The sequence below is a fragment of the Actinacidiphila sp. bgisy144 genome, assembly GCF_057708105.1.
In genome coordinates, this window is the sequence record NZ_JBYIRM010000064.1 from 1 (window position 1) to 12,506 (window position 12,506).

General features: G+C 75.0%; 3 protein-coding genes. All 3 read right to left on the reverse strand.

What is annotated here, in order from left to right; translation table 11 throughout:
- A partial coding sequence (locus tag AC3EVP_RS36275; RefSeq protein WP_435137884.1) for a type I polyketide synthase occupies positions 1-1,450 on the reverse strand: 1,450 nt, incomplete at its 3' end.
- Positions 1,451-1,622: 172 nt separating this feature from the next.
- Positions 1,623-11,084, reverse strand: coding sequence for a type I polyketide synthase (locus AC3EVP_RS36280; RefSeq protein WP_435137887.1), 9,462 nt, complete (start codon positions 11,082-11,084; stop codon positions 1,623-1,625).
- 164 nt (positions 11,085-11,248) lie between these two features.
- Positions 11,249-12,466, reverse strand: a complete 1,218-nt coding sequence (locus AC3EVP_RS36285; RefSeq protein ID WP_435137890.1) for a cytochrome P450 — start codon at positions 12,464-12,466, stop codon at positions 11,249-11,251.
- Positions 12,467-12,506: the final 40 nt, after the last annotated feature.

A 12,506-nucleotide genomic window follows, 5' to 3' on the forward strand; every position in this document is an offset into this window, starting at 1 on the left:
CGGGAAGGCCGCGGGCCGGCTGCGGCGCGGGCTCGTCGGCGGACGCCGGGGCCTCGGCCGGTGCCTCCTCCAGGATCAGGTGGGCGTTCGTCCCGGAGATGCCGAAGGACGAGACGCCCGCGCGGCGGACGCGCTCCCCGGCCGGCCAGGGCTGCGCGCCGGTCAGCAGCCTGACCGCGCCGGACTCCCAGTCCACGTGCGAGGACGGCGTGTCCACGTGCAGCGTCGCGGGCAGCACCTCGTGCCGCAGCGCCTGCACCATCTTGATGACGCCCGCGACACCGGCCGCCATCGAGGAGTGTCCGATGTTCGACTTGATCGACCCGAGCCACAGCGGGTCCGCGTCCTGCCGCTGCTGCCCGTAGGTGGCCAGCAGCGCCTGCGCCTCGATCGGGTCGCCCAGCTTGGTGCCGGTGCCGTGGCCCTCGACCGCGTCGACCTCGTCGGGCCGCAGTCCGGCGGCCGACAGCGCGGCCCGGATCACGCGTTCCTGGGACGGGCCGCTGGGCGCGGTCAGGCCGTTGGAGGCGCCGTCCTGGTTGACGGCGCTGCCGCGGATCACCGCCAGCACCCGGTGGCCGCGGCGCCGCGCGTCGGACAGGCGCTCCATCACGACCAGGCCGACACCGTCGGAGAAGCCGGTGCCGTCGGCGCCCTCGGCGTAGGACTTGCAGCGGCCATCGGCGGCCAGCCCGCGCTGCCGGGAGAACTCGATCAGCAGGAACGGCCCGGACAGCACCGTGACGCCGCCGGCCAGGGCGAGCGAGCACTCGCCGGAGCGCAGCGCTTGGGCCGCCAGGTGCATCGCCACCAGGGACGAGGAGCACGCGGTGTCCACGGACACCGCCGGGCCCTCCAGGCCGAGGCTGTAGGCGACACGGCCGGAGACCACGCTCGAGGTGCCGCCGGTCAGCCGGAAGCCCTCCAGGTCGGAGCGGCCGCCGAGGCCGGTCCCGGAGCCCGGGTAGTCGGTGAGGCCGACGCCGCAGAACACGCCGGTGTCGCTGCCGCGCAGCGAGCCGGGGTCGATCCCGGCGTCCTCCAGCGCCTCCCACGAGCCCTCCAGCAGCAGCCGCTGCTGCGGGTCCATCGCCAGCGCCTCACGCGGGCTGATCCCGAAGAACCCCGCGTCGAAGTCGCCGACGCCCTCGGCGAAGCCGCCGCGCTGCGCGTAGAAGGTGCCGGACTTCTCGGGGTCCGGGTCGTAGAGCTTCTCCAGGTCCCAGCCGCGGTCCTCGGGCAGTCCCGACATCGCGTCCCGGCCGGAGGCGACCAGATCCCACAGGCCCTCGGGCGAGTTCGCGCCGCCCGGGTAGCGGCAGCTCATCCCCACGATCGCCAGCGGTTCGGTGGACTGCGCCATGAGCCGCCGGTTCTGCTGCCGGAGCCGTTCGGCCTCCTTGACCGACCGCCTCAGGGCCTCGACGAGCTCGTTCTGGTCGCCAGCCATGCTTGTTCCTCCAGGTTCGGGCGCCTAGCGGTGATCAGCGAATCCGGTGATCGGGAGCATCAGGGGGATACGGGGAGTGCGGGAGGTGCTGACAGTGCGGGGGATATGGAGGGAATGGAGGGAGGGATGCGGGGGCTCTGGGGCGTCCGGGATCGGGTGGCGGCACAGGCGGTCAGACCGCCGTCTCTTCGGTCATCTCGGTCATCCGGATCAGGGCCGCGGCGTCCATGTCGTCGATCGACTCGGTGGTGTCCGCGGCCGGAGAGCCGTTCTCCGCGGGGTCGTTCACCAGGTCGCGGAGGGCGTCGAGCAGGCCGGAGGCCCGCAGCCGGCCGATCGGGATCGAGGTCAGCAGGTCCCTGATCTCGTCCTCCTCCGAGGAGCGGCCGCCGGTGGCCGGCGCGGTGCCGGGCATGGCGACGGGGATCAGGTAGCGGGTGACGGCGAGCGCGGTGGGGTGGTCGAAGACGAGGGTGGTCGGCAGTTTGAGGCCGGTGGCCTGGGTGAGCCGGTTGCGCAGTTCGACGGCGGACAGCGAGTCGAAGCCGAGTTCCTTGAACGCCCGGCCCGGGTCGACCGCCGACCCGGAGGCGTGTCCGAGCACCGCCGCGACCTGCGCGGTCACCAGATCCAGCGTGACCTGCTCCCAGTCCTCCGGGCCCGTGCCGGCCAGCCGGGAGGCGAGCGACCCGCCCCCGCCGCCGGCCGCGGCCCGGGGCTGCCGCACCTGGACCCGGACGAGTCCGGCCAGCAGGGGCGGTGCCATGCCCTGCCGGGCCTGGGTGCGGATCGACGCGAGGTCGAGTCGCACCGGGGCGACCAGCGCGGCGTCCACCTGCTGGGCGGCGTCGAGCAGTTCGAGGCCGAGGTCGGTGGGCAGCGGTTGCAGGCCGAGCCGGTTGAGGCGGGTCAGGTCGGCGTCGCCGAGCTCGCCGGTCATGCCGGTGCGGGTCTCCCACAGGCCCCAGGCGAGCGAGACCGCCGGGCGCCCTTCGGCCCGGCGCCGTGCGGCGAGCGCGTCCAGGACGGCGTTGGCGGCCGCGTAGTTGCCCTGCCCCGGGTTGCCGATGAGGGCGGCGACGGAGGAGAACAGGACGAAGAACCGGAGGTCCGCGTCGGACGTCAACTCGTCCAGCAGCAGGGCCGCGTCGACCTTGGGCCGCATCACCCGGTCCATCTGCTCCGGGGTCAGCGACGCCACCACACCGTCGTCCAGCACACCGGCGGCGTGGATGACACCGGCCAGCGGGGTGTCCAACGCGCCGAGCAGCGAGGCGAGTTGGTCCCGGTTCGTCACGTCGCAGGCGGCGACCCGTACGCGGCAGCCGGCCGCTTCCAGTTCGGCGGTCAACTCGGCCGCGCCGGGCGCCTCCAGGCCGCGCCGGGAGACCAGCACCAGGTGGCGGGCGCCGCGGACGGTCACCAGGTGGCGTGCCACCAGGGCGCCCAGACCGCCGGTGCCGCCGGTGACGAGGATCGCGTGCTCGGGGTCGGCCGGCTGCGGGACGGTGAAGACGACCTTGCCGGTGTTGCGGCCCTCGCGCAGGAAGCGGAACGCCTCGGCGTAGCGGCGTACGTCCCAGGTGCGGACGGGTGCGTGGGTGAGCACGCCCCGCGCGAAGAGGTCCAGCACCTCGGCGAGGATCTCCCCCAGCCGTTCGGGGCTGACGTCGAACAGGTCGAACGCCTGGTAGTCGACGCCCGGGTGGGCCGCCGCCACCTCCTGCGGGTCGCGGATGTCCGCCTTGCCCATCTCCAGGAACCGGCCGCCGCGCGGCAGCAGTTCCAGCGAGGCGTCGACGAAGTCGCCGGCCAGGGCGTCCAGGACGACGTCCACGCCCTTGCCGCCGGTGGCCCGGGCGAAGGTCTCGGCGAAGGCCAGGTCCCGGGAGGACGCGATGCGTTCGGCCGGGATGCCCATCGCCTGGACGGCCGCCCACTTGGCGGGGCTGGCGGTCGCGTAGACCTCCGCGCCCAGGTGCGTGGCGAGTTGGACCGCGGCCATGCCGACACCGCCCGCCGCGGCGTGGATCAGCACCCGTTCGCCGGCGCCGAGCCGGCCGAGGTCGACCAGGCCGTAGTAGGCGGTGAGGTACACCACCGGTACGGCGGCGGCCTGTTCGAACGTCCAGCCCGCGGGCATCGGCGCGACCATCCGCCGGTCCGCGACGGCGGTGGTGCCGAACGACTCCAGGACCAGGCCCGTCACGCGGTCGCCGGGCGCCAGGTCGGTGACGCCCGGGCCGGTCTCCAGCACGACGCCCGCCGCCTCGCTGCCGAGCGGTGCCTCGCCCGGGTAGACGCCGAGCGCGATCAGCACGTCGCGGAAGTTCAGGCCCGCGGCCCGCACCGAGATCCGCACCTCACCCGCGCCCAGCGGGCGGTCGGCGTCGGAGGGGACCAGCCGCAGGCCCTCCAGCGAGCCCTTCGCCACGGGCGACAGCCGCCACGGTCCCTGCTCGGGCACCGCGGGCCCGGCCGCCCGCGCCAGCCGCGGCGCCAGGGGGCGCCCGTCGCGCACCGCGAGCTGCGACTCACCCAGCGCGGCGAGCGCCGGCCAGTCCGGCGCGGGGGCATCGGCGTCCGGGTCCAGGTCCACCAGCACGAAACGGTCCAGGTGCTCGGTCTGCGCGCTGCGGACCAGGCCCCAGGCGGCAGCGGCCGCCACGTCGGGCGCCTCACCACCGGTCGAGAGCGCGCCCCGCGTGGCCAGCACCAGCCGGGCCTGCGCCAACTGCTCGGCGCCCAGCCAGGCTTGGACCAGTTCCAGGGTCCGCGCCGCGACGCCGTGCGCCGAGCCGTCGGGGTCGGCCGGCACCGCCGCGACCACTACGTCCGGCACCGCGGTGCCCGCGGCCACCGCCGCGGTCAACGCGGCCAGGTCGGTGAACGGCTCGCCCGCACCGGCGAGTCCGCCGAGCAGCGCCACCGCCGGCGGCGCGCCGTCCGCCGGCCGGACCGGCACCCACTCCACCGTGAACAGGCTGTCCGGCCCGTTGCCCTGGCTGCGCTCCAACTGCGCCTGGTCGACGGGGCGGAAGGCGACGGCGTCGACCGCCGCGATGACGGCGCCCTGGTCGTCGGTGATGTCGATGCGGAACGCGGAGTCGCCCGCCGGGGTGATCATCACCCGGGCCCGCGGGCCCGACGCCGTCCCGGTCCTGATCCCCGACCAGGAGAAGGGCAGGCCGACCTGCGAACCGGCCTTCGCCTCCAGCAGGCTGCCGTGCAGCGCAGCGTCCAGCAGCGCCGGGTGCACCCCGAACCCCTGGGAGGAGCCGGCGTCGTCGTCGGGCAGGACCACGTCGGCGTAGACCTGCTCGCCGTCGCGCCAGGCGGCCCGCAGCCCCTGGAAGAGCGGCCCGTACTCGTAGCCGGCCTCGGCCAGTTGCTCGTACAGCCCCTCGACCGGCACCGCGGCGGCGCCCGACGGCGGCCACACCGCGGGGAAGGGCACCGTGGGCGCCTCGACCTCGGAGCCGAGCTTGCCGCGCGCGTGGCAGGTGGGCGCGGCGCTCTCCGCGCCGTCCTTGCCGCCCGGCGCGGAGTAGATCGCGAGGTCGCGGCGCCCGTCGTCGTCGGGTGCGCCGACGGTGACCTGGAGGTCGCGCGCCTCGCCCTCCGGCAGCAGCAGCGGGACCTGGAGGACCAGTTCCTCCACGACCGGGCAGTCCACCTGGCCGCCCACCGCGAGCGACAGCTCCACCAGGGCGGCCCCCGGCACGATGACCATGCCGAACACCGCGTGGTCCACCGTCCACGGCTGGGCCTCCTGCGAGACCCGCCCGGTGAAGACCCACTCGTCGCGGTCGCCGACCCGCACCGCGGCCGACAGCACCGGGTGCGCGAACCGCGCCAGCCCGGCCCCGGTCAGGTCGCCGCCGCCCCCGGCGCCGGCCGGCAGCCAGTACCGCGACCGCTGGAAGGCGTACGTCGGCAGGGGCACGGCCCGCGCGCCGGTCCCGGCGTAGAAGCCCGCCCAGTCCACGGTCGCGCCGGCCACATGGGCCTCGGCCAGCGACGTCGCGAACCGGCCGAGCCCGCCTTCGCCGCGGCGCAACGAGCCGACGACACGCACCCGGTCGCCGCCCTCGGCCTCGCCCGCGGTCTCGGTCACCGCGGAGACCAGCACCGGGTGGGGCGACATCTCCACGAAGCAGCTCGCGCCCTCGGACACCAACTCCCGTACGGCAGACTCGAATCCGACCTGGCCGCGCAGGTTCGCGTACCAGTAGGCGCCGTCCAGGCCCTCGGTCCCGACGAAGTCACCGGTCGCCGTGGAGTAGAAGGGAACGCGGCCCGGGCGGGGCGCCAACGGCGCCAGGACGTCGAGGAGTTCGTCCTCCATGATGCCGACCTGCGCCGAGTGCGACGCGTAGTCCACCGGCACCCGCCGGGCCCGTACCCCGTCCTGGTGCCACTGCTCGACGAGCTTGTCCAGCCGCGCGGCCTCGCCCGACACCACCACGGACCGCGGGCTGTTGACCGCCGCGATGGACACCCGGCCCTCGTGCGGCGCGATCTGCACGGCGACCTCCTCGGCGGGCAGGCCCACCGACACCATCCCGCCCAACCCGGCCAGCCGCTCCAGCACCAGCTTCGACCGCAGCGCCACCACCCGCGCCGCGTCCTCCAACGACAACCCGCCCGCCACGTAGGCGGCCGCGATCTCTCCCTGCGAGTGGCCGACCACCACATCCGGCTCCACCCCGAACGACCGCCACAGCGCCGCCAGCGCCACCATCACGGTGAACAGCACCGGCTGCACCACATCCACCCGCTCGAACGGCGGCGCCCCCACCGCCTCCCGCAGCACGTCCTCCACCCGCCAGTCCACGAACCGGGCGAGTGCCGCGTCACACGCCGCCACCTCCGCGGCGAACACCTCGGAGGAATCCAGCAGTTCCACCGCCATGCCGACCCACTGCGCACCCTGCCCCGGGAAGACGAACACCGTCTTCCCCGACCCGGCGCGGCCCTCCACCACACCACCGCCCAACTCACCGACCGCCAACCCCGACAACCCCGCCAGCAGGGAGTCCCGGTCGGTGGCGGTGACGGCGGCCCGGTGCTCCAGTTGCGCCCGGGTGGTCGCCGAGGACAGCCCGAGGTCCAGCAGCCCCGTCTCCGGCCGCGCGAGCAGGAACTCCCGCAGCCTGGCCGCCTGCGCCCGCAGCCCGGTCTCGTCCTTCGCCGACACCAGCACCGGAACCGTCGGAAGGACCTTCGCAGCCTGCGGCGCGGGCTCCTCCTCCGCCGCCGGGGCCTCCTCCAGGATCACGTGCGCGTTCGTCCCGGAGATCCCGAAGGACGACACGGCGCCGCGCCGCACCCGCTCCCCCGCCGGCCACGGCCGCGGCTCGGTCAGCAGCCGGACCGCACCGGACTTCCAGTTGACGTGCCCGGACGGTGCGTCCACGTGCAGCGTGGCGGGCAGCACCTCGTGCCGCAGCGCCTGCACCATCTTGATGACGCCCGCGACACCCGCGGCCGCCTGCGTGTGGCCGATGTTCGACTTCATGGAGCCCAGCCACAGCGGCCGGTCCTCCGCGCGCCCCTGCCCGTAGGTCGCCAGCAGCGCCTCGGCCTCGATCGGGTCGCCCAGCTTCGTGCCCGTGCCGTGGCCCTCGACCGCGTCGACCTCGTCGGGCCGCAGCCCGGCCGAGGCCAGCGCCTGGCCGATCACGCGCTGCTGCGCGGAACCGTTGGGCGCGGTCAGTCCGTTGGACGCGCCGTCCTGGTTGATCGCGCTGCCGCGCAGCACCGCGAGCACGCGGTGGCCGTTGCGCCGCGCGTCGCTCAGCCGCTCGATCGCGACGACCCCGGCGCCCTCGGCCCAGCCGGTGCCGTCGGCCGCCGCGGAGTACGCCTTGCAGCGGCCGTCGGGCGACAGGCCGCCCTGCCGGGAGAACTCGGCGAAGATGCCGGGGCTGGACATCACGGTGGCGCCGCCGGCCAGCGCGAGCGCGCACTCGCCCTGCCGCAGGGCCTGCGCCGCCAGGTGCAGGGCGACCAGCGACGACGAGCAGGCGGTGTCCACGGTGACGGCGGGCCCCTGGAGGCCGAGCGCGTAGGCGACGCGGCCGGACGCGACGCTGGGGCTGTTGCCGGTCAGCAGGTATCCGTCGTACCCGTCGGCCTGTTCGTGCAGCCGCGGGCCGTAGTCCTGGGCCATCACCCCGGTGAACACGCCGACCTGGCCGCCGCGCAGGGCGCCCGGGTCGATCCCGGCGTCCTCCAGCGCCTGCCAGGACGTCTCCAGCAGCAGCCGCTGCTGGGGGTCCATGGCGGTCGCCTCGCGCGGGCTGATGCCGAAGAAGTCCGGGTCGAACTCGTCGGCGTCGTGCAGGAACCCGCCGTTCTTGGTGTACGAGGTGCCCGACCGGCCGCGGCTGGGGTCGTAGAGCGCGGCCAGGTCCCAGCCGCGGTTGCCGGGGAACTCGCCGATCGCGTCGGTGCCGCGCGCGACCAGGTCCCACAGCAGCTCGGGCGAGTTCGCGTCGCCGGGGTAGCGGCAGGCCATGCCGACGATCGCCAGGGGTTCGCTGCTGGCGACCGGGGGCGCGGCTGCCGCGCCCGCGGCGGTGTCCCCGGCGAGTTCCGCGCGCAGGTGGCGGGCGAGGGCTTCCGGTGTGGGGTGGGCGAAGACCAGCGTGTCGGGCAGTTCGAGGCCGGTGGCGGTGGTGAGCCGGCCGCGCAGTTCGAGGGCGGCGCCGGAGTCGAGCCCGAGGTCCTTGAACGTCCGGGTGACGTCGACGGCGTCCGCGCTCGCGTGGCCGAGGGTGACGGCGGTGGCCTTCTGGACCAGGCCGACCAGGTCCTCGGCGCGGGCGGCGGGGTCCCCGGCGGCGTCGACGGCGGACTGCGGTGCGGGCCGGGCCGGTTCGGGGCGGTGCGGCGCGGGCGCGCTCGCGGGGCCCGCGGTGCTCGCGCCGTCGGGGGCGGCGAACCAGTAGCTCTCCCGCTGGAAGGCATACGTCGGCAGGTCCACGCGGTGCGCGGGGCGCGGCGCCGGTGCCCAGTCGAGGGTGCCGCCCTGGACGTGGTACTGGCCGACGGCGGTGAGGAACTGCCGCAGGCTGCCGTGGCCGCGGCGCAGGGTGCCGGTCACGAGGGCGTCGGTGACGGCGGCGTCGCGCAGGGTCTCGCCGATGCTGCCGACCAGTCCGGGGTGCGGGCTGGTCTCGACGAAGGCGCGGTGCCCGTCGGCGAGGGCGGCGCGGACGGCCGGTTCGAACTCGACGGTCTGGCGGAGGTTGCGGAACCAGTAGGCGGCGGTCAGTTCGGCGGTGTCCAGCAGGCCGCCGGTGACGGTGGAGTAGAAGGCCAGGTCGGCGCGGCGGGGCCGGATCGAGGCGAGCAGCCGCAGCAGGTCGGCCTCGATGGCGTCGACCTGCGGGGAGTGCGAGGCGTAGTCGATGGGGACCTCGCGGACGCGGACGCCGTCGGCGCGGCAGGCGGCCATCAGCTCGGCGAGGGCGGCGGGGTCGCCGGAGACGACGGTGCTGCCGGGGCCGTTGACGGCGCCGATGCCGAGCCGGCCGGGGTAGGCGGCGATCCGGTCGCGGACCGCGGCGAGCGGCTCGGCCACCGACACCATGCCGCCCAGCCCGGCGACGGCGTTGAGGGCCTGGCCGCGCAGCGAGACGACGGCGGCGGCGTCGGCGAGGGTGAGCGCCCCGGCGATGTGCGCGGCGGCGATCTCGCCCTGGGAGTGGCCGATGACGGCGTCGGGGGTGACGCCCTGGGCCTGCCAGAGCCGGGCCAGGGCGATCATCACGGCGAACAGCACCGGCTGCACCACGTCGCCGCGCTCCAGGGACGGCGCGCCGGGCACGTCGCGTACGACGTCGAGCACGGACCAGTCCTGGTGGGCGGCGAGGGCCTGTGCGCACGCGGTCAGGTGCTCGGCGAACACCGGTGAGGTCTCCAGCAGTTCGCGGGCCATGCCCTGCCACTGCGAGCCCTGTCCGGGGAAGACGAAGACGGTGCCGCCGACGGCGCGGGCGGTGCCTGCCACGACGTTGGCCGCCAGGTCGCCGGCGGCCAGGGCGGTCAGGCCGGCGTGGAACTCCGCGGCGCTGTCGCCGAGGACGACGGCGCGCTGCTCGAACGCCTGCCGGGTGGTGGCCAGGGCGCGGCCGGTGTCGGCAGTGGGTATGCCGGGGCGCGCGGTGACGTGGGCGTGCAGGCGCTCGGCCTGGGCGCGCAGCGCGGGCGCGGTACGGCCGGACAGCGACCAGGCGTGGGCGGCGATGTGGTCGGCGGGTACGGTCGCGGCCTGCGTGTCGGCGTCGGGTGCGTCGGTGGCGGGTGCGTCGGTGGCGGGCGCGGCGGCCTCGGCTGCGGGCGCGGCGGCGGTGTCCTCGGCCACGACGACGTGGCAGTTGGTGCCGCCCATGCCGAACGAGCTGACGCCCGCGACGAGGCGCTGCCGCTCGTCGGGCCACGGCCCCGGCTCCGCCTGCACGCTCAGGCCGAGGTCGGCGAGCGGGATGGCGGGGTGGGGGCGTTCGTAGTTGAGGCTGGCCGGCACCTGGCGGCGCTCGATGCTCAGCAGCACCTTCAGCAGCCCGGCGATGCCCGAGGCGCCTTCCAGGTGGCCGATGTTGGTCTTCACCGAGCCGACGTGCAGCGGCCGGTCGGCGGGCCGGTCCGTGCCGAGCGCGGCGCCCAGCGCGGCGGCCTCGATGGGGTCGCCGACCTTGGTGCCGGTGCCGTGCAGTTCGACGTACTGGACGTCGGCGGGGCGGACGCCGGCGGCCTGGACGGCCTGCCGGACGACCTCGCGCTGGGCCTGCTCGCCGGGCACGGTCAGGCCGGAGGTGCGGCCGTCGTTGTTGACGGCGCTGCCCAGGATCAGGCCGTAGATCCGGTCGCCGTCGGCGCGGGCCCGTTCGGCGGCCTTGAGGACGACGACGGCGCCGCCCTCGCCGCGGACGAAGCCGTTGGCGCGGGCGTCGAAGGTGTAGCAGCGGCCGTCGGGGGACAGCGCGTTGAACTGCTCGGTCATCGCGGTGCTGCCCGGGTCGAGCATCAGGTTGACGCCGCCGGCCAGGGCGAGGTCGGCCTCGCCGCGCCGGATGCTCTCGGCGGCCAGGTGCACCGAGACGAGTGAGGAGGACTGTGCGGAGTCCACGGTCAGGCTCGGGCCGCGCAGGCCCAGGCTGTAGGAGACCCGGTTGGCGATGATCCCGCGGTTCAGGCCGGTCAGCGTGTAGCGGGACAGCTCGCCCTGCTGCCGGGCGAGGAGGGTGGTGTAGTCGCTGGTGATGCTGGCGGCGAAGACGCCGGCGCGGCCGCCGTCGAGGTCGGCGGGCACGATGCCCGCGTCCTCCAGGGCCTCCCAGCACAGCTCCAGCATGATGCGCTGCTGGGGGTCCATCGCGGCGGCCTCGTTGGGCGAGACGCCGAAGAACGCGGCGTCGAACGCGTCGATGCCGTCGATGAAGCCGCCCGGCCAGTCGGCCCCGTCGGGCCCGGCGGTGCGCTGCTTGTCGGACGCCTTGCCGATGGCGTGGCGGCCCTGGCTCAGCAGGTCCCACAGCTCCTGCGGGGTGGAGGCTCCCGGCAGCCGGCAGGAGATGCCGACAATCGCGATTTCCGCTCCGCTACCAATGGGGGAATCAGTCATCACTATCTCCACAGAGGTCCGACGAGTGCAGGGAGCAGGAGGCAGGGAGCAGGAGGCGGGCCGGGGCCGGGAACGGTGCTCGGAAGCCCGCCGCGGGCCGCCGGGCCCGGTGTTGGCACCGGGCGCGGCGGCCGCGGCAGGCGGGTGCTGCCGCCGTCGCGGGGTCAGCCGAGGGTGACGGGCAGGTTCTCGTACCCGCGGATCGTCAGCCGGTCCCGGCGGGTCGGCTCACCGGCCGGCGCCACGTTCGGGAACCGGTCGAGGAGCTCGGTGAACGCCACCGTGCCCTCCAGCCGGGCGAGCGGCGCGCCGAGGCAGTGGTGGATGCCCGCGCCCATGGACACCGGCTGGATGGCGGTGCGGGTGGGGTCGAAGCGGTCGGGGTCGGTGTAGCGCTTCGGGTCGCGGTTGCCGGCGCCGAGCGCGAGCAGCGCCCACTCGCCCATCGGGATGCGGGTGCCGGCGATCTCCGCGTCCTCACGGGCGACGCGGGCGATCAGCTGGACCGGCGAGTCGAAGCGCAGCACCTCCTCGACGAAGTTGTCCGCGGCGATCTGCTTGTTGTGCAGCCCGGCGGCGACGTCGGGGTGCTTGAAGAGCAGGTTGAGGCCGTTGCCGAAGATGTGGGTGGTGGTCTCGATGCCCGCGGCCAGCACCACGCCGAGGTTGCAGACCAGCTCCTCCGCGGTCAGCGGCGCGTTCTCCTGGTCGGTGATCTGCACCACCGCGCTGACCAGGTCGTCGCCCGGGTGCGTGCGGCGCCGGGCGACCAGCTCCTGGAAGTACTTCTCGAACTCCGCGTAGGCGGTGTCCGCGATGAGGGTGTCCTCCTCGGTGGGGGTCACCTCGAAGACCAGGGTCCAGTCGTTGGCCAGCTGCTTGAACCGCGGCCAGTCCTCCTTCGGCATGCCGAACAGCTCGCCGACCACGCCGACGGACAGGTTGAAGGCGAAGCGGTCCATGAAGTCGACCGACGAGCCGTCCGACGTGGCGTCGGCCATCTCGTCGAGCAGGTCCCGGGCGATCTGCCGGATCATCGGCTCGAGCGCGGCGACCCGGCGGGCGCTGAACGCCCGGGCCATCACGTCCCGCATCCGGGTGTGGTCCGGCGGGTTGGTGTCCAGGATGCTGTTGGTCAGGGCGACGACCGAGGGGTGCAGCTTCCACTCGGCGGCGGTGAACAGCCGGTTGTACCGGTCGTCCCACGGGCCGAACTCGCTGGCCCGCAGCGTCTCGTTGATCGCGTCGTAGCCGGGCACCATCCACAGCTTGTCGCCGAGCGGCGCGACCGGGCCGAGGCCGTGCGCGGCGGCGTAGTGCGGGTACGGGTCGTCGCGGCCCTCGGGGGTGAGCAGCTCACCCAGGATCTCGTTTGCATCCATGCGCTGACTCCTCAAATCGGCTGAGGCCGGCCGGCCTCAG

Excerpts from the sequence above, each read along its gene's own strand:
- AC3EVP_RS36280 (WP_435137887.1), bottom strand. The coding sequence starts at position 11,084 with ATGACTGATTCCCCCATTGGTAGCGGAGCGGAAATCGCGATTGTCGGC.
- AC3EVP_RS36285 (WP_435137890.1), bottom strand. The coding sequence starts at position 12,466 with ATGGATGCAAACGAGATCCTGGGTGAGCTGCTCACCCCCGAGGGCCGC.